Origin of the sequence: Sphingobacterium psychroaquaticum (assembly GCF_004421025.1) — a bacterium.
GTDB classification, from domain to species: Bacteria; Bacteroidota; Bacteroidia; order Sphingobacteriales; family Sphingobacteriaceae; genus Sphingobacterium; species Sphingobacterium psychroaquaticum.
On the sequence record NZ_CP038029.1, the window covers coordinates 2,579,467 to 2,604,070 of the forward strand.

Annotated in this window: 28 protein-coding genes; 15 read left to right on the forward strand and 13 right to left on the reverse strand. The window is 41.2% G+C overall.

The features are described 5' to 3' along the window. The 4 genes from E2P86_RS10935 to E2P86_RS10950 all read right to left on the reverse strand — a co-directional run bounded on the left by E2P86_RS10935 (position 1) and on the right by E2P86_RS10950 (position 4,280). Positions 1-1,038, reverse strand: a complete 1,038-nt coding sequence (locus tag E2P86_RS10935; RefSeq protein ID WP_134432974.1) for a nucleoside hydrolase — start codon at positions 1,036-1,038, stop codon at positions 1-3. Positions 1,039-1,049: 11 nt separating this feature from the next. Further along, positions 1,050-2,054 (reverse strand): GRP family sugar transporter, encoded by a 1,005-nt coding sequence (locus E2P86_RS10940; RefSeq protein WP_085471574.1) that lies wholly within the window; start codon positions 2,052-2,054, stop codon positions 1,050-1,052. Between the two features lie 28 nt (positions 2,055-2,082). Beyond that, positions 2,083-2,997, reverse strand: coding sequence for a ribokinase (gene rbsK, locus E2P86_RS10945; protein ID WP_085471573.1), 915 nt, complete (start codon positions 2,995-2,997; stop codon positions 2,083-2,085). A 269-nt stretch (positions 2,998-3,266) separates the two neighbouring features. Beyond that, entirely contained in the window at positions 3,267-4,280 is a 1,014-nt protein-coding gene (locus E2P86_RS10950; protein ID WP_166785189.1) for a LacI family DNA-binding transcriptional regulator, read from the reverse strand. Positions 4,281-4,656: 376 nt separating this feature from the next. Here E2P86_RS10950 and E2P86_RS10955 point away from each other — a divergent pair, with 376 nt between their 5' ends. From E2P86_RS10955 to idi, 7 genes are all read left to right on the forward strand, one after another. After that, a complete protein-coding gene (locus tag E2P86_RS10955; protein ID WP_085471571.1) occupies positions 4,657-5,319 on the forward strand; it encodes a MarR family winged helix-turn-helix transcriptional regulator in 663 nt (220 codons plus the stop codon). Further along, on the forward strand, positions 5,316-6,797 hold the full coding sequence (locus E2P86_RS10960) for a phytoene desaturase family protein (RefSeq protein WP_134432978.1): 1,482 nt from the start codon (positions 5,316-5,318) through the stop codon (positions 6,795-6,797). The genes E2P86_RS10955 and E2P86_RS10960 overlap by 4 nt, the downstream gene beginning before the upstream one ends. Further along, complete coding sequence (locus E2P86_RS10965; RefSeq protein ID WP_085471569.1) at positions 6,794-7,630, forward strand: phytoene/squalene synthase family protein; 837 nt, start codon at positions 6,794-6,796, stop codon at positions 7,628-7,630. The genes E2P86_RS10960 and E2P86_RS10965 overlap by 4 nt, the downstream gene beginning before the upstream one ends. Beyond that, a complete protein-coding gene (locus E2P86_RS10970) occupies positions 7,627-8,085 on the forward strand; it encodes a hypothetical protein (protein ID WP_085471568.1) in 459 nt (152 codons plus the stop codon). Before E2P86_RS10965 ends, E2P86_RS10970 begins: the two co-directional genes overlap by 4 nt. Positions 8,086-8,088: 3 nt before the next feature. Next, on the forward strand, positions 8,089-8,556 hold the full coding sequence (locus E2P86_RS10975) for an SRPBCC family protein (protein WP_085471567.1): 468 nt from the start codon (positions 8,089-8,091) through the stop codon (positions 8,554-8,556). A 456-nt stretch (positions 8,557-9,012) separates the two neighbouring features. Further along, positions 9,013-9,744 (forward strand): lycopene cyclase domain-containing protein, encoded by a 732-nt coding sequence (locus E2P86_RS10985; RefSeq protein ID WP_134432980.1) that lies wholly within the window; start codon positions 9,013-9,015, stop codon positions 9,742-9,744. Between the two features lie 44 nt (positions 9,745-9,788). Continuing rightward, the gene (idi, locus tag E2P86_RS10990) at positions 9,789-10,307 is read left to right on the forward strand and encodes an isopentenyl-diphosphate Delta-isomerase (protein ID WP_085471564.1); all 519 of its coding nucleotides are present in this window, start codon (positions 9,789-9,791) and stop codon (positions 10,305-10,307) included. A 46-nt stretch (positions 10,308-10,353) separates the two neighbouring features. Here idi and E2P86_RS10995 read toward each other — a convergent pair whose 3' ends face one another. Together E2P86_RS10995 and E2P86_RS11000 are read right to left on the reverse strand one after the other, a co-directional pair. Then, entirely contained in the window at positions 10,354-11,037 is a 684-nt protein-coding gene (locus tag E2P86_RS10995; RefSeq protein ID WP_085471563.1) for an MBL fold metallo-hydrolase, read from the reverse strand. A 55-nt stretch (positions 11,038-11,092) separates the two neighbouring features. Further along, a complete protein-coding gene (locus tag E2P86_RS11000) occupies positions 11,093-11,680 on the reverse strand; it encodes a Crp/Fnr family transcriptional regulator (RefSeq protein ID WP_134432982.1) in 588 nt (195 codons plus the stop codon). Between the two features lie 236 nt (positions 11,681-11,916). Here E2P86_RS11000 and E2P86_RS11005 point away from each other — a divergent pair, with 236 nt between their 5' ends. Continuing rightward, positions 11,917-12,321, forward strand: a complete 405-nt coding sequence (locus E2P86_RS11005) for a DUF5367 family protein (protein WP_134432984.1) — start codon at positions 11,917-11,919, stop codon at positions 12,319-12,321. 69 nt (positions 12,322-12,390) lie between these two features. Here E2P86_RS11005 and E2P86_RS11010 read toward each other — a convergent pair whose 3' ends face one another. Further along, positions 12,391-12,723, reverse strand: a complete 333-nt coding sequence (locus tag E2P86_RS11010; RefSeq protein ID WP_085471559.1) for a HopJ type III effector protein — start codon at positions 12,721-12,723, stop codon at positions 12,391-12,393. 124 nt (positions 12,724-12,847) lie between these two features. On the opposite strand from E2P86_RS11010, the gene E2P86_RS11015 reads away from it, so the two are divergent. Together E2P86_RS11015 and E2P86_RS11020 are read left to right on the forward strand one after the other, a co-directional pair. Continuing rightward, on the forward strand, positions 12,848-14,332 hold the full coding sequence (locus tag E2P86_RS11015) for a hypothetical protein (RefSeq protein WP_134432986.1): 1,485 nt from the start codon (positions 12,848-12,850) through the stop codon (positions 14,330-14,332). Between the two features lie 78 nt (positions 14,333-14,410). Continuing rightward, the gene (locus E2P86_RS11020; protein ID WP_240775496.1) at positions 14,411-14,983 is read left to right on the forward strand and encodes a hypothetical protein; all 573 of its coding nucleotides are present in this window, start codon (positions 14,411-14,413) and stop codon (positions 14,981-14,983) included. Between the two features lie 49 nt (positions 14,984-15,032). On the opposite strand, the gene E2P86_RS11025 is transcribed toward E2P86_RS11020, so the two are convergent. The 6 genes from E2P86_RS11025 to E2P86_RS11050 form a co-directional block, all read right to left on the reverse strand. Then, on the reverse strand, positions 15,033-16,043 hold the full coding sequence (locus E2P86_RS11025; RefSeq protein ID WP_134432988.1) for an NAD-dependent epimerase/dehydratase family protein: 1,011 nt from the start codon (positions 16,041-16,043) through the stop codon (positions 15,033-15,035). A gap of 63 nt (positions 16,044-16,106) precedes the next feature. Beyond that, the gene (locus tag E2P86_RS11030) at positions 16,107-16,682 is read right to left on the reverse strand and encodes a Crp/Fnr family transcriptional regulator (protein WP_134432990.1); all 576 of its coding nucleotides are present in this window, start codon (positions 16,680-16,682) and stop codon (positions 16,107-16,109) included. Beyond that, positions 16,667-17,233: a DinB family protein gene (locus E2P86_RS11035; protein ID WP_134432992.1), complete on the reverse strand. Its 567-nt coding sequence runs from the start codon at positions 17,231-17,233 to the stop codon at positions 16,667-16,669. Before E2P86_RS11035 ends, E2P86_RS11030 begins: the two co-directional genes overlap by 16 nt. Positions 17,234-17,288: 55 nt before the next feature. Beyond that, on the reverse strand, positions 17,289-17,795 hold the full coding sequence (locus E2P86_RS11040; protein ID WP_134432994.1) for a Crp/Fnr family transcriptional regulator: 507 nt from the start codon (positions 17,793-17,795) through the stop codon (positions 17,289-17,291). 19 nt (positions 17,796-17,814) lie between these two features. Continuing rightward, positions 17,815-19,020: an NAD(P)/FAD-dependent oxidoreductase gene (locus tag E2P86_RS11045; protein ID WP_134432996.1), complete on the reverse strand. Its 1,206-nt coding sequence runs from the start codon at positions 19,018-19,020 to the stop codon at positions 17,815-17,817. Positions 19,021-19,097: 77 nt separating this feature from the next. After that, positions 19,098-19,352: a hypothetical protein gene (locus E2P86_RS11050; protein ID WP_134432998.1), complete on the reverse strand. Its 255-nt coding sequence runs from the start codon at positions 19,350-19,352 to the stop codon at positions 19,098-19,100. A gap of 7 nt (positions 19,353-19,359) precedes the next feature. Here E2P86_RS11050 and E2P86_RS18205 point away from each other — a divergent pair, with 7 nt between their 5' ends. The 5 genes from E2P86_RS18205 (at position 19,360) to E2P86_RS11070 (ending at position 24,339) form a co-directional block, all read left to right on the forward strand. Then, a complete protein-coding gene (locus E2P86_RS18205; protein WP_166785190.1) occupies positions 19,360-19,521 on the forward strand; it encodes a hypothetical protein in 162 nt (53 codons plus the stop codon). Between the two features lie 230 nt (positions 19,522-19,751). Next, positions 19,752-20,363, forward strand: a complete 612-nt coding sequence (locus tag E2P86_RS11055; RefSeq protein WP_085471552.1) for a TetR/AcrR family transcriptional regulator — start codon at positions 19,752-19,754, stop codon at positions 20,361-20,363. Further along, positions 20,350-21,645, forward strand: a complete 1,296-nt coding sequence (locus E2P86_RS11060) for a TolC family protein (RefSeq protein WP_085471551.1) — start codon at positions 20,350-20,352, stop codon at positions 21,643-21,645. The genes E2P86_RS11055 and E2P86_RS11060 overlap by 14 nt, the downstream gene beginning before the upstream one ends. Before the next feature lie 10 nt (positions 21,646-21,655). Continuing rightward, positions 21,656-22,750, forward strand: coding sequence for an HlyD family secretion protein (locus E2P86_RS11065; protein WP_085471550.1), 1,095 nt, complete (start codon positions 21,656-21,658; stop codon positions 22,748-22,750). 5 nt (positions 22,751-22,755) lie between these two features. After that, complete coding sequence (locus E2P86_RS11070; RefSeq protein ID WP_134433000.1) at positions 22,756-24,339, forward strand: DHA2 family efflux MFS transporter permease subunit; 1,584 nt, start codon at positions 22,756-22,758, stop codon at positions 24,337-24,339. The last annotated feature ends 265 nt before the right edge of the window (positions 24,340-24,604 follow it).

The following is a 24,604-nucleotide window of genomic DNA, read 5'->3' on the forward strand; positions in this document are numbered from 1 at the left end:
TTATTGTTGTCTCTTTACGGTTGGTGTTTTTAATAATTGGATCAGTGCATCCTTTAAGGCATCCACTTGATTGTCGGGCAAGTCTAGAACGACATGTTTACCCTGTTTTCCTTCCTCATAAAACATAAATCCCTTATCATCGATTGTAATTTTCCCTAAAGCGGACTTCTGCCACACCAGGCTGTTGGGGTTAAACACGTAATAAACAGAAGTGAGATCCCAGGTTGGTCGATCATAAGGGTATGGTCTATATCTTTTATAACTATCGACCAGTGGATGATGTCTCGCCCACTGGTAATCGGTCTCTATATTTTTGCCGGGGTAGATCACTTTCTTCCCAATTTCAAATGGCGATACAACGATCTGTCCCGGCCAGTTGGCAAACAGAAATTGCGCCGACGGAATATCGTGAATGACATTAAACTCGGCCCGCTTTTTTTCCCCGAATGAACCCGCCATGAGAGAGAGAAGTTTCACTTTCTTTTGAACCAATTCACGTCCAGACAATTTTGAATATTGATCGGCCTCGGTCTGTAGCAATCGCGCTAGGTTCGTCGAAAACCCGATGGAAATAATGGTGACCGATTGATCTTTCTGCGCGGCCAACAATTTACGATACAATATATGTGCTTCAGGCAGAGCTGCATGATTCTTCACGCTATAGCGGTACCGCACAGAATCTTGGTTCATTTCCACCATATTCCTGCTGTAATCGACATAGTCATCAATATGCACACCATCTTCAATACGACCGATCGGCACCGATCCGTATCCATACCACGTATTGAGCATATCGATCAGCCGCGTCGAATAAGCCGAGCTCTTATTATTCATGATCCCCAATACCTTGGCGCGCTTTTGATCGGCATATTTATACAAAATATCAATAGCCATGACATCATCAATATCATTTCCCATATCGGTATCCAGAATGACCAATGCAGGACTTTCCTTTTTAAGGTGTTGCGCAGAAGCTGTTATACATATCGTACCGAACAGCAAACTGAAGCCAAGCGCTAAAAATTTAATTCTTTTCATGGGTTTAACAGTTATAAGCCTGCATATATGATTGCCGCTAGGCCGAGTATAAAAAATAAAAACATGGCGCTCAGCATCGCTTTGGTTCCGCGCGGACCACCACTAAATTCTTTCCACACAAAGACACCCCACAATGCGGCCACTAAGGTCGCCCCTTGTCCCAAGCCATACGAAATGGCTGCACCGGCTTTTCCTGCCGCAATAAGATTTAAAGCATTCCCCAAGCCCCATATCATACCCCCAATAATCCCTGTCAAATGATTGCCCAGACTACCGCTAAAATAGGCCCGGTAACTGGTTGCTTCTCCAACAAACGGCTTTTTCATGATGTAGCTATTAAAAATAAAATTGCTCAGGAAGACGCCAATGGCAAAAACAAAAAAGGCTGTATAAGGTGTCATTTTTCCCACTTCTGGATTCACGAAATTTTGTAAGTCCATCGAGGCTGCCACAAACCGATAAAAGAATGCCATTAAAACACCGGCAACAATAGACAGGATAATACCACGATTTGAATGATTCTGAGCACTCGTGTTTGCTTTCAATTGATAGGCACGGGCATTGATCAAAATAGCGATGACGATGAGCACAACGCCGAACGCCAGATAATAGGGATTACCACTTTGTGCGCCTGAATAATTTACAATTACCCCCAATACCAAAGCTATTCCGATTCCCACAGGAAATGCGACCGACATTCCTGCAATCGCGATGGAAGCAGATAACAGGATATTGGCCGCATTGAAAATAATACCGCCCAATAAAGCCCGGAGAAGATTAGTGGAAGAAACTTGTTTTAGGTCGGCCACGAAAGATCTTCCCTCCGCCCCTATACTTCCTAAGGTAAAGGCTGAAATAATAGAAAACAGCAATATACCCAGCACATAATCCCAATAGAAAAGTTCAAATCGCCAATTCTTACTCGCTAATTTCTGGGTGTTCCCCCACGATCCCCAGCAGAGCATGGTCACGATACAGAGTACCACAGCTAATACATATTCTTTTACTATAAACATGGTTAATTGGTTATTTGGTTATCAAATCTTAAAAGTCAATACTTAATTCATGGAGAAAGGGAGCTGAGGATTGTGCTCCATTACGTGTGACGGAAATGCCAGCCGCGTGATTTGCCAAAGCGATAGCTTGATGTAAGCTATAACCTTTACTCAAAAATGCAACAAAAGCACCATTAAAGACATCACCAGCAGCTGTCGTATCTACCGCGACAATCTTTTCTGCAGCAAAGGCATGTTGGTTATTTTCCTGAAACAAGAGTACGCCCTTGCTCCCCATGGTGACCAGCACAATGGCAGGCCCTTTAGCCGCGAGCAACGAGGCGGCCTTACCTGCGGTTTCTGCATCTGTAACCTCTGTCTGGGTCAACGTAGAAATCTCATGCTCATTGGGCGTGATGATATCCACAAACTGCAATATATCTGCCGCCAATTCGGCGGCCGGCGCAGGATTCAGAACAACCAGCGCACCGCGCGATTTTGCATACTGCGCCATTTGGCGAACTGTTTCCAAGGGGATTTCCAGCTGCATCAACACAATGGCATCGGCGTCAATTAATGCATCAAGCTTACTGTAATCATCAACATGCAGTGCATTGTTAGCCCCCGAGGCTACCACAATTGTATTTTCGGCCTTTTGATCTACCGTAATCAAAGCTATCCCAGAACTAAGTTTTGCATCATATTCGATATGGGTCACATCAATGCCCTCTTCTTGCAGATGAGCAACCGCCTCTTTTCCAAAAAGATCATTCCCTACACGTCCTACAAAACTTACATTCGCGCCCAACCTCGCAGCAGCTACGGCTTGATTCGCCCCCTTGCCGCCTGGATTCATCAAAAATTCCCCACCTAACACCGTCTCGCCTGGTTTTGGAAAATTCGAGGTCTTAACAACCATATCCGTATTGGAACTGCCGATCACAATGATTTTTTTTTGTTTCATTATTTATTATGGTAAAATGGTATCTAATAATTGGTTACCTTTTGCGATAACGTTGTCGCTAATATAAAAACAAAATACTATATATAGCAAACACAACCCTGATATTTAATAATTTAATAACAACAGAAATCGCGTAACGATCATACCAAACTCCCTCATTTTAAACCAAAAAAGCCCTTTAAAAGGCTTTAATCTGTTTTAAAATAATCTTTAAAAATGTTTAATTATATTATTTATTAGATAACAAAAAGTTTACAGCGTATTGATTATCAAGGAATATATTGTACTGATTTCCGCGCAATAAGCTTTGCTTCCAGTACAATATTCGTCGGAGCAGACGCTTGGCTGGCCCCCATTTGATCCAGCAACATCTTTATGGCCAGCTGCGTGATCTCTGTAATAGGGTGAGAAACAGATGTAATTGGAACAGACAGAAAATCTAAATAGGATGAATTATCGATAGACACGACAGAAATATCTTCTGGAATCGACATCCCCTCTTCTCGTATCGCTTTCAGTGCCCCAAGCAATATGGTATCACTAAGTGCCATAATTGCGGTGGGCTTTTGCGATTGTTTCAGGAGTATTTTTGTTTCCAGATATCCTTCATCCGTCGTAAAGCTGCCTCCTTTCAAATAGGAATAACCGATATTATGTTTCTTTAATGCCTCCAAATAACCTTTTACTCGGTATTGATTGGAAATGGTCTGCACATCTCCTTGGATACAAGCGATCAGTGTATGTCCATGCTCCACCAAGTGTTCCATCAATTTAAACGCTGAATCAAAATGATCGGTTGCTACATAGGGGATTTTGCTTTCTTCAAAAAAGCGGTCAATAAATACGGTGGGCACTCCGCCCTTCTCTAGGAGTTCATAGTTCTTCCGCCCACCCACGGGAATCGCTAAGATACCTTCAATATTTTGCGTCAAGAAGGTCTTGATTAATTTGCGTTCCTCTTCGGGGTCATTCGCACAGTCGCTCATCAACACCACATATCCTTGGGCGTACAGTAATTTACTGACCGTACTGGCGACCAAAGAAAAGAACGGATTATTAAGCGTAGGAACAATCAGGCCAATGGTACGACTCTTATTCAATCGTAGGGTTTTTGCCGCCATATTGGGGATGTACCCTTGCTTCTTGGCTTCGGCAAGGACCGCAGCCTGCGTCGCTTCAGAAATACGGTATTTCTCCGCTGTACCATTCAGCACCCTAGAAACAGTTGTTAAGGATAAGCCCGTTTCCTGAGCAACGGTCTTTATAGTTACGTTTCCTTGCATGGCCATATGTTTTCTTGAGATTTACTGAACGTGATAGCGTTACCCGACTAGGGATACAAATCAAAAATAATAAATTCCATGTACTATTTAGGATTGATTTTTTGCAAGATGAATGAGATGATGAAAGAGGCTACTCTTATCAGTTGTGATTTTTTCCATTATGTTTAAAAACTATTGTGCCAGCCATATGAAATACGGACGACAATCTTACGATTTTCAGGAAGGTAGTATCGTTTGTATCGCCCCCAAACAGATATATACACTACCGACCTTATCAATAGTCTTACAGTACAAAAAAACAAGCACCTAAAGCATTTTGTATAAAAATATACTTTTTTAACAAAATATAGTATATTTACATACCAACTCAGTGTGTATGAAATATGATATTTTAAAAAATGTTGTCAATCTGCTTGAAGAATTTGAGGCAAATATTTCTCAAGACAGAACATATCCTAATGATATCGAAGGCTTTAAAAGATGGATAGTCGACAACTATAAAGATGAGGAGAGAAATAAGGAGCCTAATTGGGAAGGAAAAGAAAAGGGACGTAGTGCGGAAAGTGTCATCAATACTTTAATCGTCCATATGAATAGATATGCTAAGAGTTATTCCAAATCGGCAATATTCGGTTCAGAATTCTCTACGCAGGAGGATTTTATTTACCTCATTAACTTAAAAGCTTTCGGCGAAATGACTAAAATGGAATTGATAAAAAGGAACGTACACGAAAAACCAGCAGGAATGCAAGTTATTAACCGCCTAATTGCTCAAGGTTGGGTAAATCAAACTGATTCTGACACAGACAAAAGAAGTAAAGTTTTAAAAATCAGCAACAAGGGAATGCAGATTTTAGAAAGGCAAATGGATAAAATAAGAAAAGCAACTGAAATAGTTACAGGAGATTTAACCCATAACGAAAAAATGGATTTAATCAGGTTGCTGAACAAACTCAATGATTTTCATCAACAGATCTACGATAAAAATATTGACCCAGAATATTTATTGAACGATGTTTTAAAAGATAGAAAGGGATGAAGAAAAGAATAGCCGTTATTGGTTCCGGTTTTTCGGGATTATCCACAAGTGCTTATTTGGCAAAAGCGGGTAATGAAGTTTCTGTATTTGAAAAACACGATCGACCAGGGGGAAGAGCAAGACAATTTTCTACCGCACAAGGTTATGTCTTTGATATGGGACCAAGTTGGTACTGGATGCCGGATATTATTGAAAGCTTTTTTGCTGATTTCGGTCATAAAAGTTCTGATTTCTTTGAGCTGATTACATTAAATCCGCAGTTTGAAATAATTTTTTCACAAGATAAAATTAGTGTCCCTAAGAATCTAGAAGAACTTAAACTCTTGTTCGAACAAATTGAAAAGGGCGCAGGCTTGCAATTAGAAAAATTCATGAAGTCGGCTAAATTCAAGTATGAAGCTGGAATGCAGGATTTTGTGAACAAGCCTTGCCATAATTGGTTTGAGTTCATTTCTCCAAAAATAGCAAAAAGTGCATTGAAATTAGATTTGTTGACTAACTTCAGAAACTATGTCGCAAAATACTTTAAGAATGAAAAATTAAGAACATTGATGGAGTTTCCTGTAATTTTTCTGGGTGCATCTCCAAAAAATATTCCCGCATTGTATAGTTTGATGAATTACGGAGGTTATGCGCTAGGAACACATTACCCAAATGGCGGTTTTTATCAATTGGTGTTGGCGATGAAAAAAGTAGCCGAAAACCAGGGTGCTGTTTTTCATTTTAATAAAACCGTTGAAAGTATAAATACACAAAATGGCAAGGTAAGCTCTTTAACCATCAATGGCGAAATCTATGAGTTTGATGCTGTCATAGCTTCTTCAGATTATCACCATACGGAAACACTCCTAAATAAAGAGTATAGAAATTATTCGGAAGCATACTGGCAAAACAAAACATTTGCTCCATCAAGTTTGATCTATTATTTAGGTATCAAGCAATCTATTCCCAACCTCAAGCATCATACACTTTTCTTTGAGAATGATCTGGACGAACATATTGATTGCATCTACGGAGCGAAGAAATGGCCGGGGAAACCACTGTTTTATACCTGTTGTCCATCAAAGACAGATAATACCGTTGCCCCCAAGGGTAAAGAAAACCTGTTTTTGTTGATGCCTTTAGCTATCGGAATCAACGATGAGGAGTTTGTCCGGGAACAATATTTAACGGAAATGCTTGCAAGAATTGAGAAACATACAGGTGTAGCCGGTTTACGATCCATGATTGAATACAAAAGAAGTTACTGTGTTAGCGATTTTGTTTCCGACTACAATGCGTATGGGGGGAATGCTTACGGATTGGCAAACACACTCGGTCAAACTGCGGTTTTAAAACCTAAAATAAAAAGCAAGAGATTGAAAAACTTATTCTATACCGGCCAATTGACCGTTCCTGGCCCCGGCGTTCCCCCTTCCATCATATCTGGAAAAATTGTAGCGAATGAAATAATCAAACTTAAACACGAAGAGCTATGAAAAAGTTATTCGATGAACTATCGCACTCGGTAAGTAAGATAACAACGCAAAAATATAGTACGAGTTTTTCCTTGGGAATTTTAGCGTTGAAACCATCTATTCGTTCTGCAATATATGCAATATATGGTTATGTGAGATTAGCAGATGAAATCGTAGACAGTTTTCACGGGTACGACAAAGAGAAACTATTGAATCGGTTAAAAGCTGAAACCCACGCTGCCCTGCATGAAGGGATTTCGCTCAATCCTATTCTACAATCGTTTCAGGAAACAGTAAATCAGTATAAAATTGACAAAAGTCTAATTGAACAGTTTTTACATAGTATGGAGATGGATTTGCAGAAAATAGAGTACAATTCAGAGCTATACGAAGAATATATTTTTGGTTCAGCGGAGGTAGTTGGGCTGATGTGTCTGCAAGTTTTTACAGATGGGAATATGGAAAAGTATAGTGAATTGAAGCCTTACGCAATGAAACTGGGATCAGCTTTTCAGAAAGTTAATTTTTTAAGGGATCTAAAAGATGACTATCAGATTTTGGGCAGGACTTATTTTCCGAATATTGATATGTGCATATTTGATAATTGTGTGAAATGTGAAATTGAAAAGGAAATAGAAAAAGAGTTCAAGGAGGCTTTAATCGGGATTAAAATGCTACCCAATTCCGCAATGTTTGGGGTTTATTTAGCTTACAAGTACTATTTATTGTTGTTCCGGAAAATAAAAAGAAGATCTTCCAAAGAGATACTGAACAACAGAATTCGGGTTCCTAATTCTGAGAAGGCATTGGTGGCATTCAAAAGTTATGTAAGATATAAAACTGCTTTTCTATGATCAAATTTACTGGCTTACTAATATCAACGACATTCTTTTTTATGAGTTTTAACTCAACCGACTTGGATGAAGTAAGGACTAATTACAACAAGCTCGTATCAAACAAGGCGTTGTGCGAAAAAATGATTGCGGAATTGATGGAAACAAAAAACAATTCAGCCACACATTTGGCTTATTTAGGTGGTTCACAAACCATTTGGGCAAATCACGTCTTTAGCCCGATAAGTAAACTCCATACATTTAAAGAAGGGAAGAAAAACATTGAGCACGCACTAGAAAAAGAACCATACAATATAGAATTAAGGTTTATTCGGCTTTCAGTTCAAAAAAATGCACCTTCATTTTTAGGATATAAATCAAACATAAATGAGGACACCGAATTTATTAAGGAAAACCGCCACCAAATTGGATCGGCGATTTTGCAAAAGAACATTGAACCGTTTTTAAAAGACTAAACTATGAAACATCAGTTATACAGGGAGCAACAATTGTATTGCGATATCGAAACAGCCTGGGACTTTTTCTCTACTCCCATGAACCTTTCGAAGATCACACCCAAAGATATGGGCTTTACAGTTCTGTCTGACTATTACTGCAAACAGATTGTTGAAGGAATGGTTATCGATTATACCGTTTCGCCATTGCTGAAAGTTCCCTTGAAGTGGAGAACGAGAATTACCCATGTGGCCCCCAATAAAAGCTTTACTGATTTTCAGGAGAAAGGGCCGTATAAATATTGGAGTCATTTTCACGAATTTATTCCCAACAAAGACGGAGTGTTAATGAAAGACACGGTAGATTATGAATTGCCTTTCGGCTTTTTGGGGAAGATGGCACATTTACTTTTTGTAAAAAAGAAATTGAAGGACATCTTTGATTTCCGCTATGACGTTTTAGAGAAACTTTTTACCCCAATAAAGAACTGATATGGCTTTTTTAATCACATTGGTGACCTTTATACTAATGGAAGGGGCAACCTGGATTATCCACAAATATGTTATGCATGGTTTTCTTTGGTTTTTGCACAGGGATCATCACGACCACAGCAATGAGGGCATTCTTGAAAAAAACGACTACTTCTTTGTCATATTTGCTATACCAACCATCGCTTTGATGTATTTCGGTTCACTTGAAAACTTCAATTATCTGTTTTATATCGGGTTAGGAATTATGCTGTACGGTATGGCCTATTTTTTTGTGCACGATATATTTATTCATCAACGGATTAAATTTCTGTCACAAACTCGAAGTCCCTATTTTTTGGCGCTACGTAGGGCACACAAACAACATCACAGGCATATCGGAAAAGAAAATGGCGAGTGTTTTGGTTTTCTATATGTGCCTTTAAAGTATTTCAAAATGTATTTTAATTCCGCAAAAAAATGACGGCATATACTTATTCCTCCATATTGTTTCTTACGGTCATTATTTGTTTCATTGCATCTTACGATAGAAGAATTCGCTTTAACCGTTATTTTGGAGCGTTTATAAAGGCTGCAATTTTAGTTGCTATTCCATTTATTTTATGGGATATATGGTTTACGGCAAAAGGTGTCTGGTGGTTCAATACAGATTACACCCTTGGATTAGTGATAGCGGGATTGCCTCTTGAAGAATGGCTTTTCTTTATTTTCATTCCGTTTTCATGCGTGTTTACCTATTTCTGTTTTGAAAAGTTTTTCAAATTAGGATGGCTATCCGTATTTAATAACCTGATCGTTTTCGTTAGTGTGATTGTCTGTTCGGTTATTGCTTTGTTGCACTATGACAAAATCTATACATTGGTCACAGCCGTCGCTACCATAATTACTTTAATCTATCTACATTTTATTGTCCGGGCAGATTGGATTGGCAAGGCATCTCTGGTGTTTACTATCTTGATGTTAGGCTTTTTTCCTGTAAATGGCGTGCTGACGGGCACAGGATTAGAAACACCCATAGTGAATTACAATCCGGGAGATTTTCTGGGTATACGGATACTAACGATACCAATTGAGGATGCCGTCTATGGATATACACAATTTCTTTTGGTGCTTTACTTTTTTAAAATATTTCAACATACGCCTGATGAAAGCAAAAAGTTGCGCAAGAGACAGCGCATTGAAAGTATATAGAGAAGCGTTGCTAAAAAACAACCCATAACCTTTAAATCAAAGCAATGGAGAGAAATAATGTAGTACTGGTCGATGAAAACGACAATGCAATTGCCGAAATGGAAAAATTGATTGCGCACGAACAAGGGTGCCTTCACCGTGCATTTTCGGTATTTATATTTAATGATAACGGAGAGCTTCTTTTACAGCAACGGGCAGGTCAAAAGTATCACGGAGCAGGGTTATGGACGAACACTTGTTGTTCACATCCGCAATGGGGAGAAGATGTTGGCTTAAGTGCAGAAGAGCGGTTAAATTATGAAATGGGACTGGAATGTAAACTAAAATTGGTCTATTCATTTATCTACAATGAGCGGGTGGAAAATAATTTGACGGAACACGAGCTGGATTATGTTTTTGTTGGTTATTCTAAACAAAATCCTGTTTTAAACAAAGATGAAGTGAGCGATTATAAATGGATGTGTATAGATGAAATTTTAGCTGATATGAAAAATAATCCATCGCATTACACGGTCTGGTTCAAACAGGCTTTTCCGGAGTTACTTTCAAAAATCAATCGATAAAATAGATGTTAATCTGACGGCACATGCCAGTCTATTCCGTTTGTTCTTACATCTTGGCGCTGCATTGCGCTACAAAATGCTCAAACCTACGATCTGTATTGCGCATAACAGGTCCATGACCAAAACAAATAATAGCCGGATTCAGTTCTGCTAGCTTCTGGAGCGATCTTATATTGCGCTGCTGATCCGTGGTAAATATAGGTGGAGGGAGCCGAAGCCCTGTCACTGTAGTGAGTACATTCATATTGGTTACCACATCGCCTATGATAAGGACCCCATCTTGCTCACGGAATAAAGAAATATGACCTGGCGAATGTCCCGGTGTCTCTACTACCGTAAAGTTCCCCACCTTATCGTTTTCAACGATTGTCCGTTCTACTTTATGGCCCTGCCCTGCCCAAAACTTTTGTTGAAGCTTTGCCAACCAATGGTGTGGTGTCGGGTAATCATGCGTTACCAGCCCAGTCTCGGTCCTAAAAACTTCATTGGGATGACAGTACAAAGGCACTTCAAACTCCGCGCAGATCCGATCACTACAACCTTGATGGTCTGCATGCGCATGAGTAAGCACATGTGTATGAATAGGTATCTTTTGAACAGCTTTCTTTATCTGCGCGTAGGAACTCCGTATTCCGGAATCCACCAATACATTTTCAATAATATAACAGTTTATGCCGTTGCGTGGCAGCAGTGAAATCTGGAAAACTTCGGAAGCAATTTGATGTAGCATAGTTTTTTTTTTACAAAACTACAGCACAGATCATGCTTCCCTAAGGACATTTGTCCTATAATGCGTTAGGTCTATGTATCTGTCCTTTTGCCCGTGTCAGCGAGCGTTGCGTAATCCCTAGGTACGAGGCCAAGTCCTGCGTCGCTGTTCGATGTACAAGCATCGGTTCATACAAAAGGACATGGCGATATTTATCTACGGCAGACCTATTGTTGTAGTTCAGCATATAGCACTCTTTTTGGTTATACTCCTGTTCCATCACTGACTTTACAACCGCAGTCCAAGCCGTCACCCTATCAAGCAGCAGCTGATAGTCTGGAAAACTTATTCTATAAATCACGCTATCTTCCATAGCCCTGAAACTCCTTTTGGATTTTCCCTGTGCCACAAATTCCGCAAACGAGGTAATAAATTCCTTTTCAAACTTGAAGCAGGTTATGTTTTCTTTTCCTACGTTGTCATTGGCATATCCTTTTACAGACCCCTTAGCGATAAAACCAATATAACGACAGGGCTCATCCTCGCGAACAAAAAAATCACCTTTCTTTAAGTGTATAGGCTTAAAAAAAGGTATAGAAAAGCTGATTTCTTCGATCGATAATTTGCCATCTGAGGCTAGATAATGTTCTAATACGTCGTTCATTTTGCCGTTTGTCTATTTTTTCATCTCGTTTTTCTATGAATTACATCCCGTATGCAGCAGTCAAATCTACCAATTATTGTACATTCAAAAAATCGACAAGTGTCTTGGAATCGTCCAATAAAAGCAAGGACTTATCCTCGACAATGTGTAATTTTGTAGGCTATAAAAATCGCTACTACGCTACTAAAAGTGTGGTAGCGATGTTTAAAACTTACTAAACTATTTATCGATAAAGAATGAAAACACAAAAAGAGAATTACCCGTTGGTGAGCTTTATTGTAGGCTTTTTGGTATGGCTATCCGCCACCGTATTATTTAGAGTTGCCGGTCAACATTTTTTTATTGTCGACAATGCATTTGTATTAATCACATTGTATATCATTCTAATTCCAGCTCTCGGTCTCCTCGCTACAACCGTATTTAATAAGTTCCAGTTAAACAACCTTGAAAGTGTGAAATCGGCCGCGATTATGGTATTGCCCGGAATGCTTCTTGACACGGTATGTGTGCAATTTTTTGAAAAGATATTCACCAATATGCCTGAAATATATAGCAAAACCTTTGCTTCCTGGCTGATGTTTGCCTATGCGACGGTCTTAGTCTTTGGCTTGTTGCGAAAAAAACAAGGGACAGAAAAATAATAGAGAGATCGTAATTAAAAAGAAAAAGCAACGTGTGTACCGTTGCTTTTTCTTTTTGTATCTCTTGGCTTATTTCGCTTGTAGTGCCGCTCCTTCAAATTGGATACCTGCCCAACCGTGCGTTATAAAATTGCGTATATTCTGATGATCAGTTCCGGTAGGATTTTTTAGCACGTCCTCCCGGTAGAAAGCACCAAAAAGTGCTAATACCGCTTCCTTTTCCAGTTGTTGAAGCTTTGCAAAGCTAAAAACTTTGCAAGAACCATTGTTTTGATTCGCTTCATTTACCGTATCACCGTTCGTAAACTTTGTTGGTGTAAAATCATAATGCGCATCGATATATGCAATAACATCATTAAATTCAATAGTCTGTGGGTCGTTTTTTAGTTGTTCTAAAAGCATTTTATAAGTATTAGGATGATACGCTTCCCTGAAGCGCAAAGCTCAAATATAGCTGATAATCGGGATTTTTTCATACCACAATTCTCCCTAATATTGTCCCATACGATGAACTAAGCTTCACAGCATGAAAACAGTACTATTAAGTGTCCTTTGTATATTAACGGCAATGACCGCTTGCACCGAGGAAAAAACAGACGGTTTACCGTTGTTGCTTTCACAATGGAATACGACATCGATCATTCCCTTTTTAACAAAGCAAAATAAGTATATCTACGTCGATAAAAGCACGTTAAAGCCGCGCTCCAACCAACAGTTTCGAAGTGCCTCCCCATATACCAGTACCGGCTTCGCTGTCGTCGAAAATGAAAAGAATGAATCGGCAATCATTGACGGAAATGGAAAAATAGTAGTGGATTTTTCTCAACACGAGATTCGCTTACATACGATAAATGGATTAACACTCTACAAGAAGCAAAGTGAGTATGAAAAGAAAATGCCCTTTTGGCAATGGGAATGGAATATCTTAGGTGGCGCCATAAAAAAAGAGCAGACTTATCGTAAAATTGAAATAGGCGTTTTGGAAACCAAGCAGGTTCTCCTCCAAAAAGATCTGCCCTATCTCGATGAAAGTTATTATCTCAATTTTACACCTGTTGATGAAAATCATGTCTTTTGGAACGGGACACTATACAAAATAAAAAAGAACCGATTCCATAAAATGGAAGGTAACATCGTAGAGCTCCTAGAAAACAAACGCATGCTCAAAACTTCCAATGGATCCTTTTCCATGTACGGCATACATCAAAACAAAGCTTTACTCCATGGGTTAAAAGGTAGTGAGACGCTCTCCATAACATTTAAAGGCACCAACCTTGTTCTACATGAAATCAATAAAGAACGCTATGAACCACAAGTCCCTAAGCTGTTGGTGGATAGTAAAAACAATAACGTCTACCCTTTTCCGCAGTATGAAAAGGCATTTCCAAAGGAAATCACTAAAGCAACGAGCACACAAATCGATTTTATCAAAAAAACCTCATTGGTGTATTCTATTACGAACTCCCCTTACTTTTTGCTTGGCGTCTTTAATTACGATTCTGATGTATGGGCCTTCGACTGGCGCTACATCGATACCCTAGGGCAGGTTGAGGATCATATCGACCTGTATAATTTCAAGGTTTTGGATCAGGTGGGTAATTTGGTTTGGCCAGATCGAAAAATGATTTTTCCCGACCACTACAACGTTGAAGGGTGGAAATTTGGAAAAATAGCCGGGTATGAAGGGATGAATGATCGATTCCTGATCCCGATTGAGAACAAAGAGCAGCAGCGCACCATGGGCTTATGGAATAGTAAAAATCATACCTGGGAGATAGCGCCGGCATACCATAAAATACTGCTTCTGGATTCCGAAAAGGATATTTATGCCCTTCAAAAGGAGAATGACGGACTGTATACCCTTTACGACAATAAACATAAAAGAGACATCGGTTCGACAGGATATCAATCCATAAATTCGGATGGTTTGGTGAGCTGCAAACTGGATGCGCAACACACGATTTATTATTATATCGATATATCCTCTGGACTGGAGTATCGGGAGAAGTAAGGTTTACACGCCAAATGTGCCCCTATTTCCTCTAACATATACTTGCCAGGTTGGGTCTCGTTTGATTAAATTTACAACATGAAAAAAACTTATTTGGCCGCTTGTATATCCTTGGTTTTGATGGCCTCGTGCAATCAAAGAAAGGATAGTACCCAACACGCACAGAACAAACCAAAACAGGATACAACCGGGTTGGTCCATGCAGAATCAAGTTCTTCAGCAGTGACTCCGCAGGAGACTGCTGAACAGTGGTTAAAAAGTATATTCAAAACCAAAGATTCAGAGAAATACTTTCCCGACTATAATGTGGAGGAAAAGCTTTGTACCAAGCGTTATCAAGACTTTATAGCTGAATCTGGTGAGCTATATGGCCCCTCCAATTTAGATGATTCACAATTTCTAGCAGCCGAAAAAAAATATAAAGCCAAATGGTCTGGCATATACCCGATATCGGAACAAGAAATGTGGCTTTTTGGTCGAGGAAATGGAGATATCGGTGAGTTAAAGGCGTTAACGATCAGCAAGGTTAAAGACTTGGTTTTTAGGGTGGTTATTGATTACGGCGCAGGTATCAAAACGGAAAATGAAGTAACCCTCGTTGCGGAGGATGGGACCTACAAAATCGATTATTGCAAAACGGAGTTTTTGTAACCAAGAGGATCCTAGACCTCTTTGGCTACAAAAAACTTCTTAGATACGTCTAAAGCAACTGTTTATGCGTCATAAGATAAGCAAGCGCATCTTTAACCGCAGACTCGCTATCTTTCGGGTTAAACCCCAACTCATTTCTCGCCTTGGAAATATCAAAGTTTTGCTGTAAGCCCGAGAACATCGCTATCTCTTTGGTTGTAATGATAGGAGGCTTCCCTTTTAGTTTTGCCGAAAACTGCATTAAGGCAGCGATAGCAAACAACATGCACTTTGGAACAGCAGCAGGAATTCGCAGTTGGAGCTCCGGATAAAACTTTTGCGCAAGCTTAGTGGTATGGGTAATGGTCATACATTTTTCATTCGCAAGAATATAACGCTCACCTGCAAGCCCTTTCTGTGCCGCAAGAAAACAACCTTCGGCTACATCCTTTACATCGACCCAATTAAGTGCAATGTTCGTATCTACAGGAATTTGTTTATTGAGAATCAGTGCTAACACACCATAAGAGACATTAAGCGGTAAAAATGCCTCACCACCAATCATGGCGCCTGGCATTACCGAGACCAATGCTATCCCCAATTCCTCTGCCAATCTAAAAGCGAGTTTCTCTCCATCATTCTTCGAGTTATAGTAGGCATCCCTTCGGTCGGGGTTGTATCCATTACTCTCTCGGGTGGGTACATGCGTATAGTCTAACGCAGCGATAGAACTGACATAGACAATTTTCTTCACCCCCTCCTCCGCTGCAGCCTCAATCGTGTTGCGCGTTCCCTGCATATTCACATCGTAAATTTCCTGCTGTGGATCTTTCGCCCACAATTTGAAGGCTGCACCAACAGCGTAAAAGGTATCGACACCTTGTAACGCCTTTCTAAAGGATTCTTTATCTGTAATATCCGCCTGAACAACTTCACAGTCTAGTCCATCCAGCGCCGTACGATTTTTAAGGTTACGCACAGAGGCCCGAACCGCAAAGCCCTTTTGTATTAATAACCTAACGAGATTGGTTCCCAAATGTCCGTTAGCACCAGACACTAAAACTAATTTTTTATCTACCATGTTCTTGATTTTAAATAGTAAGACAAAGTTCAGCCTTACTCCTTCAAAACCACTTCACAAATGTTACCTAATGATTTGCTTTCGGATACGACTCAAGCTTTTCGGATTCATTCCCAAAAAAGAAGCGATATATTGCATCGGAACATGATGTAACACTTCTGGATACTCGTCCATCAACCTTAAATACCGTTGTTCAGCAGTAAGCGTCGCCAACTCTCTTGCTCGCTTTTCATTATAAGACAAGGACTGCTGAAACACATGGATACTAAAATCTTTAAAGGCAGAGCTTTGCTCAATTAATAGATCAAGACTTGCTTTGGAAACACGCAAAAGTTCACAGGCCGTCACACACTCTACATTCTCTTCTGCTCGAGTCTGGTTAGCAAAGTGCGTGTAGGACGTTATAAAGCCCGGCGGGCAGTTGATATGGGTGGTAACTTCGTCGCCTTTATCATTATAATGGAATAAACGAACAAAGCCCGATACCACAAAATAGAGATACATCGGAACTTTTCCTTCTTCTTCAATCACGCTATTTTTTGGACAGCTTATAGGCTCTAAATAACGCGTGCAGAGCACCTTCTCCTGATCGGAAAGCGTTACATATTGGGTAATAACTTCAATTAACTTGGTATGCATGGTCTGTTGTTATTCGCAGCTAATATACCATCAATCTGATTCATGTGCCGCATCATATGATTGATATAGAACTGAAAGACATCTCCCAGTTTGAGTTTCAGAAACTTGGTAATAGACAATTCAATTTTCACTTTATTTAAACTGACGGTTCTTGCGCTATTTAGGAGCATAATCAATTTATCCTGCTGCTCCAGAAATCGATCCAGAACCGCCCCATCGAGCTTACTGTTTAACGGGTTCTTATCCTTAAACGTTTTCATCTTATTTAGCTTTCCCTTTGGCAGCATACTCTTCGCAAAATACCCACCCAACATCCCGCTCTTAAATTCTGCTTCGCTCGAGGAAGATGAATGACGGATATCGCGCTCCATCACGGGTAAGTAGAAATCTCCATATAAGTTTAAATGCTCCAAACACTCCAGCACATTCCAGGAAGCGTCGCTTTCCCGCCAGCGTAACTGCGCCAGATCATAAGATTTCAACTGGTTCACCTGGCTGATGATCATCTCCGTCTCGGATAAAAGCTTTTGTATAAATTGTTCTGTCTGCATAACCTTTGTTTTATGCAAAAATGAAAATTGCAACGTTCATAAATCTTGATTGATATCAAGACTTTTTAAGTCGCGACAATGTTTCCGGGGTCATACGTAAATAATTTGCGATATGCCGGCTCGGAATTTCTTGAAACAGTTGCGGGCTCCGCTTTAACACGCGTTCATAACGCTCTCGGGGCGAACTGGTTAAAACATCAACCTCGCGTTCCAACTGCAAAACAATCAACTCCTCCAAAATCTTGATCCACAGCGTACGGTTCGCCTCTTCTTGCAAAAAATTGTTGATCTGCGCCTTTGGAATAATACGAACAACCGTCTTTTTGATTGCCTGAATATACAGGTCCGAAGGCTTGCCTGTCAAGAATGAATCCAACGAAACAACTAAATCATGCTTGTACCCCAACCGAACAATCTGTTCATTTTGATCGTCCAAAACAAAGACACGCAGGCTACCCCGCTCCACATAATATAAATTAGTATCGATGGTACCACTTACTGTCAAAAACTCGTTTCTCCCTACAACGACTACCTTCTCTGATAGTGCAATAATCTCTTTCATTATCTAGTTTTCCCTAAAACTACCGATTAAATCCAAAGCACCCTTCCAAAGGGTGCTTCTTCCCTTTAAGCCATCGGGCTACCATCTCCATGCCGGCAACAGAAAATGTAATGCCATTCCCACCGAATCCCAATACAAAATAGCTCTTTTCGAAATCATCATGTGTTCCCACATACGGCAGTCCATCTTTCGTCTGTCCGAAAGTACCGGCCCACGAAAAATCGCAGATAAAAGGAACGTGCGGCAAGTATTTCCTCACCGATGTCTCGAGCCTTTCTGTCTTCTTATCCAGTAAGCGATCCCGCCTTTCTGGATCACGGAACGGTTCATCCTCCCCACCGATCAGCATCCGCCCATCATCTGTCGTCCGCAAATAGATATAAGGATCTGCCGTATTCCAAACCAACAGGTTGTCGTATTTCTTTAACGGCACAGAAGTCACCTCCGAAACTATAGCGTAGGTACTGATCAGATCAACAAACTTTTCCCGTATCAGGTTAACGCTTTCATACCCTACACAATAAATAATCTTCTTTGCACTTATCTGTACGCCTGTATCTAGGGACACCGCATGTGTCGTCCTCTGGTATGTCGCCTTGGTGAGTTCCGTTTTATCGAATACCCGTAACCCTCTTCGACTATTAAACTCAAGCAACTCATGCACCAGTTTAAAAGCATCCACGCTTGCCCCTTGTGTCGATAAAATCCCCCCATAGGTACCTACAATATCAAACGCCTTTTCTATTGCCTCCGCCTCCATCCACTGCACATCAAAACCGACGGATTTCCGTGCTTCCAGCTCCTTCTGTAATCCGACAACATCTTTTTTAAAGGCCGCGAAATACAAGGACTGCTTACGTTTAAAACCTGCTTTAGACTTTATTTCCTGACATATCTTCTCCAATCGGTCGATACCATCCGAACAGGCCTTATAACTTGCAATTGCATCTTGTTCCCCAATATCTTCTATTAGCTTATGCAATGGCGTATCGATCTCATACTGTAACATCGCCGTCGTTGCAGATGAACTACCGAACCCGATCTCCCGCTTATCGATTAAAACCGTGTCGTATCCATCCTCCATACATTGGTGCGCGATTAAGCTTCCCGTGATTCCACCACCGACGACCAGTACTTCGCAAGAAAGATTTTCCCTTAACGAAGGATACGATTGTATGATACCATTCTTAACCAACCAAAAGGGTTCATTCGACTTTAAGTCCATAGCAATTCAATTGATTCCAGAATGAAGATAACAAAATTATATGTATATCGCCCCTGCGCCTACTTTTATATATTTCTTTAAACCTTATTGCGTAAAAAACTAAAACAGCCATCCACATGATGGGTCACACCGACTAAAAAAGTCAACGTATCGCCGATACACTTTGTAGCATCGGCGTCTGCAATGATGGCAAACCCGAACGACATTGCTGCATAGTTATAACGGCGAAGACTACCAGACAACGACAATGCGACGTCATGCATGGACATGTAAGCATCGACAACAGACCTGCGAACAAAGAAGATAGGAATCAACACAAACCTGACGTACATTAGCACGATGACGGAAGCCTTTAATCCAATGCCCTCCGTCGATCACCTTTCGTCTATCGACATCCCCGCATCGCACTCCTTCCATACGACCAAAACGTCGTCGGGAAGCATGCAAGTGACTTCCTTTACTGTTTCGCGTGTCGACTATAGCACAAAGCGTATAGGCTAGATAGCAAAGCTGACAGGAATTGCCACAAAGGCTGCTCGCGTTACTACGGAGAGGTCAGTGTTTATCGTACAAAATAGCCCGTACAGCCTTTAAACCTAGCATTTGAACATACCTCCTCCCAACAAAATCAATTATTCACATCCGAATGTAACTTTTTTTTACAAGCAAAACTAAACACTTGTTTAAATTAAACATTTGTTTAAATTTACACACTATTTTTCAAAAAAGGCATGAATCAAAAGCAACTGGAAATACTAGAAATCGCTGAATCCTTGTTTGCCAAAAATGGATTTGAAGGCACTTCGGTGCGCGATATCGCACAGGCGGCAGGCATCAATGTCGCGATGATCAACTACTATTTTGAGTCAAAGACCAACCTCTTGGAGCTGATTGTTAAGCGCGCGGCCGAATCGTATAAAATGAGACCTGAAGAATACAACGAGGAAGTGGACTCTTTTAAACGATTGGATAAAATGATTGAACATTATGTCAATTCTAAAATCAACAATAAAGACGTCTACCAGCTTCTTTTTACAGAGGCAACGATAAAAAAACGTATTATCAATTCCACGGTTTTCAAGGAGCTTCGTAAGCATAATATCCAACTGATCAAGGAAGTGATAGACTACGGTCATGCACGTGGCGACTTCCGTTACTACGACCCATTGCTGATCAACAGTACGATGATCGGCACCTTGATGAACTTTCGAATGAACCGTTCTCTTTATGAGGAGCTGTTGATCTTGAAGCCCGATGAGGACTTTGATGACATGCAAAAAGAACTACTGCGCACACATTTAAAATTTACCATAAAAGCAATCTTAACACATGAGAATAAATAATTGGAGCATGGCCATGTGCATGCTATTCTTTTCTGCCGGTAGTTTTGCCCAAGAAAAGAAACAGCTGAGTTTGGAAGAGGTTATGCAGCTGGCATACCATAATTCAAACGATGCGAAGGTGTTAGACTCCAAAGTCAAAACACGACAATTGGAGTACGAAGCTTCGAAAGACAGCCAACTGCCCGAAGCGAAACTATCTGGAACTTATCTGATGATGAACAGTCCAACCGTGGACTTAAAAATTCCGGTCGGAGGCGGAAGTGAAGCGCCCGATATAGCGACAAACAGGTTGTTCTTAGGCCAACTTGCTGTGAATATGCCACTCTATACAGGCGGTAAAATAAAAAACAGCATCAAATCGGCCGAAGACAGCTGGAAATCAAGCGAGCTGCAAGCCATTGCAGAAAAACAAAATCTCGCCATACAGGGAATGCACCTCTACATCGCCCTCTACAAAGCGCAACAAACGACCCACCTCATTGCGGAGAACATCAAAAAATCAGAACAACAGGTACTCGACTTCAAAGCCATGGAAACCAATGGTGTAATTGCGAGAAACGATCTCTTGAAAGCACAATTACAATTATCCAACTACAAGGTTTCCTACCAAGAAGCGGTTAAAAATGTCAAAATATTGAGCTATCAGCTGAGCACCCTTTTGGGGCTGGAAGAAAACACCGATTTTGAAGCGATTACATTGGCTAAAAATCCAGATGCTATCCTGCTCCCGGGGAACCCAAATGATCGCTACGAAATAAAATCATTGACCGCCCAGAAGGATGTGGCCCAAGACCAGCTGAATATCACAAAATCAGCGTACTACCCGACTGTATTTGCAACGGGTGGTTATGCTGCACTGCAGGTGCACAACATCGTGACGGTTACCAATGCCGCCAACATTGGGTTGGGGGTATCCTATGATATTGGTGCGCTTTACAAGAATAAAAAGAAGGTAAATGTGGCGAGACAACATATCGAGGAGGTCGACCAAAGCTTAGCGCAGACACAGGACCGCATCAAAACACAAATCCAAGAATCACAACAAGAGGTGGTATTGGCTAAAGAAAAGCAAAAGCTTTTCCAAGAAGCCTATGAGCAAGCAAAGGAAAACTACCGAATTGTACAAGATAAATACAATAACGGCGTCGCAGATACCGATGATCTGCTCGAGGCCGATGTACAGCAATTACAAAGTCAAATCAACCAAGCTATTGGGGATGCTACAATCGTGGAGAAATACTACGATTTATTGTTCGCCAGTGGTCAACTTAATCTAAAATAGCATAGAAATCATGGAAAATAATATAGAAAACAAAAAGTCATCCAATCCCAAATTTATTATTGTATTGGTGGCAGTTGTCCTTTTGGGTGGCGGATTCGGCGTATATAAATACCTACACAGTCAGCAGCACGAAACGACCGATGATGCACAAGTAGAACGAAACCTCAACCCTATTATACCGCGCGTAGGCGGTTACATCGACAAGATCTACGTGAAGGATAACCAAATGGTCAAAGCAGGCGATACGTTGTTCACGATTCAGCGAGCAGACTATGATGTGCGTGTGGAAGAGGCACGTGCCGCGGTATCGGTCGCCGAGAAATCATTTGAAGTATCCAAGGCTGATGTTTCGGCAACACAAGCAAATGTAGCAATCTCGGATGCCACCATCTTATCCAATACGGGTACGATCGAAGGTGCAGAAATTAAACTGCAACAGGCAAACAATGATTTCGAGCGTTATGCGAATCTGTATAAGAACCACTCCATTACTAAACAGCAATACGAGCAAGCACTTACCGCCAAGTTAGAAGCCGAAAAACAAGTTGATGTTCTAAAGCAGCAGCGTAATGCGAGCAGCTCACAGAAACAGGCTGTTATCAGTAAAACAAGCGTTGCCAATAAGCAAACATCGGTGGCAGAAGCTAACATCCAAAAAGCAAAGGCTGTTCTTAAAGCGGCGGAGCTGAATGTTGCCTACACCGTGGTAACGGCCGCTGTAGATGGTCAGGTTTCCAACATTAAACTACAAGAAGGACAGATGGTTAATCCGGGTCAATCATTGTTTTACATTATCAATACACAGGAAACATGGGTGGTTGCCAACTTTAAGGAGACACAGCTGAACAAGATTCGTGCTGGCCAAAAGGTAGAAATCAAAGTGGATGCTTTCCCCGATAATACTTTTGAGGGTGAGGTGGAGTCATTCTCTCCGGCTACTGGTTCAAAATTCTCGTTGTTGCCTCCAGATAATGCGACAGGTAACTTTGTAAAAACTGTACAACGTCTACCGGTAAAAATCATATTGGCCGCATCCAACAAACAAGAACTCATTCAGATGTTACGTCCTGGAATGAACGTAGATGTCGACGTTCATATTAAATAAACGCTATGCAAACATTGACTGGAAATGACAGTTTGGTCGAATATGGAGTCAAACGTGCATTAATAACATTTACCTGTATCCTATGTGCCTTGTTGGAAATTGTCGACACGACCATTGTCAACGTCGCACTCAATGATATGAAAGGTACCCTGGGCGCTACCCTTACCGATGTAGCCTGGGTGATTACCGCTTACGCAATCGCCAATGTTATCGTTATCCCGATGACCAGCTGGCTATCGCAACAATTTGGTCGCCGCAACTACTTTGCGGCTTCCATTATCATTTTTACCCTTGCCTCATTCCTCTGTGGTAACGCCACAAATATTTGGGAACTCGTAGCCTTTCGGTTTATCCAAGGGATGGGTGGTGGTGCGCTGCTGGTAACCGCGCAAACCATTCTCACGGAGACTTATCCGCCCGAAAAAAGAAGTATGGCGCAAGCGATCTATGGGATGGGAATTATCGTAGGCCCTACGTTGGGACCTCCCCTGGGTGGATATATTGTCGATAACTACTCTTGGCCGTATATCTTTTACATCAATGTGCCGCTGGGTATCTTAGCGACAATGATGGCTATTTCCTTGGTAAAGAGTCCAAAATATGGCAATAAGCAATCGGCTCGGGAAGTGGATTGGTGGGGCATGATTTTCTTGATCATGTTTATCGGATCCCTACAGTTTGTGCTGGAACATGGCCAACAGGATGATTGGTTTGAGGACTCGACCATTTTGGTGCTGTCGATCTTATCATTCTTCGGTTTGTTTTTCTTTATCTGGCGTGAGCTTACCTACGCGAAGCCGATCGTAAACCTTCGGGTGTTGAAGGATAAGAACCTGCAGGTGGGTACCGTGATGAGCTTTATCCTCGGTTTTGGGCTATTTGGATCCACCTTTATCATTCCGCTTTACACCCAGTCTATTTTGGGGTGGACAGCGACTGATGCAGGACTGTTGCTTATACCGAGCTCCATTATGACGGGGATCATGATGCCTTTTATCGGTAAGATGATACAATCGGGCGTCCCACAGAAATATATGGTGGCCGTCGGACTTTGCATCTTTTTTGGCTTTTCTTTCTTCATGTTCGGCCTGATCACGAACGATACCGGTGCGGAGCACATGTTCTGGCCACTCATCATCCGTGGCGTTGGATTGGGCTTGCTATTTGTACCTGTTATGACGTTGTCTTTATCGACACTTTCAGGGAAAGCAATTGGTGAAGGAGCTGCTTTTACCGGTATGAGCCGACAGCTGGGTGGCTCTTTTGGGATTGCCTTAATTACCACGTTTATCTCCAGAGATACACAGCACCATCGGGTGGACCTCATCTCGCACTTGGACCCTTCGCGGTTCGAGGTGCAACAGCGGATTGCCGGGATGCAATCAAATTTTATAAGCAAAGGATTTAGTCCGAATGAGGCACTCGCGAAAGCACACCAACTGATCGAAGGCACCGTCATGAAGCAGGCGACCGTATTGTCTTACATGGATGTTTTCCTATACCTCGGGGTTCTGTTTTTAATCTGCGTACCTTTTGTACTGCTGATCAAGCAAGGCAAAAATAAAGTGGATATGTCGAATATGCATTAATAGGGTTAAGAGTTAAGGAGTTAAGAGGTTAAGGAGTTAAGAAGTGAGGTGGTGAAGTCGTGAGATTGGAGTTTATGGACTGTAGCAAAGCCGTAGGTATAAAACCACCCCACATAAAACAAACACGAGCCACAGGCTCGCGCTAGCGAAGCGACAAGACCGTTGCTGGCGCGAGCTTTTAGCTCGTGTCCGTCGATTAATCCATAACCAAACAAGCCACGGGCTCGTGCTTGCCAAGTATCACAAGTTCTCCCAACGTCATTCC

What these genes read in the sequence shown, in the direction of transcription:
- E2P86_RS10935 (WP_134432974.1), bottom strand. Translation starts at nt 1,038, where the DNA reads ATGAAAAGAATTAAATTTTTAGCGCTTGGCTTCAGTTTGCTGTTCGGT.
- E2P86_RS10940 (WP_085471574.1), bottom strand. Translation starts at nt 2,054, where the DNA reads ATGTTTATAGTAAAAGAATATGTATTAGCTGTGGTACTCTGTATCGTG.
- rbsK (WP_085471573.1), bottom strand. Translation starts at nt 2,997, where the DNA reads ATGAAACAAAAAAAAATCATTGTGATCGGCAGTTCCAATACGGATATG.
- E2P86_RS10950 (WP_166785189.1), bottom strand. Translation starts at nt 4,280, where the DNA reads ATGCAAGGAAACGTAACTATAAAGACCGTTGCTCAGGAAACGGGCTTA.
- E2P86_RS10955 (WP_085471571.1), top strand. Translation starts at nt 4,657, where the DNA reads ATGAAATATGATATTTTAAAAAATGTTGTCAATCTGCTTGAAGAATTT.
- E2P86_RS10960 (WP_134432978.1), top strand. Translation starts at nt 5,316, where the DNA reads ATGAAGAAAAGAATAGCCGTTATTGGTTCCGGTTTTTCGGGATTATCC.
- E2P86_RS10965 (WP_085471569.1), top strand. Translation starts at nt 6,794, where the DNA reads ATGAAAAAGTTATTCGATGAACTATCGCACTCGGTAAGTAAGATAACA.
- E2P86_RS10970 (WP_085471568.1), top strand. Translation starts at nt 7,627, where the DNA reads ATGATCAAATTTACTGGCTTACTAATATCAACGACATTCTTTTTTATG.
- E2P86_RS10975 (WP_085471567.1), top strand. Translation starts at nt 8,089, where the DNA reads ATGAAACATCAGTTATACAGGGAGCAACAATTGTATTGCGATATCGAA.
- E2P86_RS10985 (WP_134432980.1), top strand. Translation starts at nt 9,013, where the DNA reads ATGACGGCATATACTTATTCCTCCATATTGTTTCTTACGGTCATTATT.
- idi (WP_085471564.1), top strand. Translation starts at nt 9,789, where the DNA reads ATGGAGAGAAATAATGTAGTACTGGTCGATGAAAACGACAATGCAATT.
- E2P86_RS10995 (WP_085471563.1), bottom strand. Translation starts at nt 11,037, where the DNA reads ATGCTACATCAAATTGCTTCCGAAGTTTTCCAGATTTCACTGCTGCCA.
- E2P86_RS11000 (WP_134432982.1), bottom strand. Translation starts at nt 11,680, where the DNA reads ATGAACGACGTATTAGAACATTATCTAGCCTCAGATGGCAAATTATCG.
- E2P86_RS11005 (WP_134432984.1), top strand. Translation starts at nt 11,917, where the DNA reads ATGAAAACACAAAAAGAGAATTACCCGTTGGTGAGCTTTATTGTAGGC.
- E2P86_RS11010 (WP_085471559.1), bottom strand. Translation starts at nt 12,723, where the DNA reads ATGCTTTTAGAACAACTAAAAAACGACCCACAGACTATTGAATTTAAT.
- E2P86_RS11015 (WP_134432986.1), top strand. Translation starts at nt 12,848, where the DNA reads ATGAAAACAGTACTATTAAGTGTCCTTTGTATATTAACGGCAATGACC.
- E2P86_RS11020 (WP_240775496.1), top strand. Translation starts at nt 14,411, where the DNA reads ATGAAAAAAACTTATTTGGCCGCTTGTATATCCTTGGTTTTGATGGCC.
- E2P86_RS11025 (WP_134432988.1), bottom strand. Translation starts at nt 16,043, where the DNA reads ATGGTAGATAAAAAATTAGTTTTAGTGTCTGGTGCTAACGGACATTTG.
- E2P86_RS11030 (WP_134432990.1), bottom strand. Translation starts at nt 16,682, where the DNA reads ATGCATACCAAGTTAATTGAAGTTATTACCCAATATGTAACGCTTTCC.
- E2P86_RS11035 (WP_134432992.1), bottom strand. Translation starts at nt 17,233, where the DNA reads ATGCAGACAGAACAATTTATACAAAAGCTTTTATCCGAGACGGAGATG.
- E2P86_RS11040 (WP_134432994.1), bottom strand. Translation starts at nt 17,795, where the DNA reads ATGAAAGAGATTATTGCACTATCAGAGAAGGTAGTCGTTGTAGGGAGA.
- E2P86_RS11045 (WP_134432996.1), bottom strand. Translation starts at nt 19,020, where the DNA reads ATGGACTTAAAGTCGAATGAACCCTTTTGGTTGGTTAAGAATGGTATC.
- E2P86_RS11050 (WP_134432998.1), bottom strand. Translation starts at nt 19,352, where the DNA reads ATGTACGTCAGGTTTGTGTTGATTCCTATCTTCTTTGTTCGCAGGTCT.
- E2P86_RS18205 (WP_166785190.1), top strand. Translation starts at nt 19,360, where the DNA reads ATGACGGAAGCCTTTAATCCAATGCCCTCCGTCGATCACCTTTCGTCT.
- E2P86_RS11055 (WP_085471552.1), top strand. Translation starts at nt 19,752, where the DNA reads ATGAATCAAAAGCAACTGGAAATACTAGAAATCGCTGAATCCTTGTTT.
- E2P86_RS11060 (WP_085471551.1), top strand. Translation starts at nt 20,350, where the DNA reads ATGAGAATAAATAATTGGAGCATGGCCATGTGCATGCTATTCTTTTCT.
- E2P86_RS11065 (WP_085471550.1), top strand. Translation starts at nt 21,656, where the DNA reads ATGGAAAATAATATAGAAAACAAAAAGTCATCCAATCCCAAATTTATT.
- E2P86_RS11070 (WP_134433000.1), top strand. Translation starts at nt 22,756, where the DNA reads ATGCAAACATTGACTGGAAATGACAGTTTGGTCGAATATGGAGTCAAA.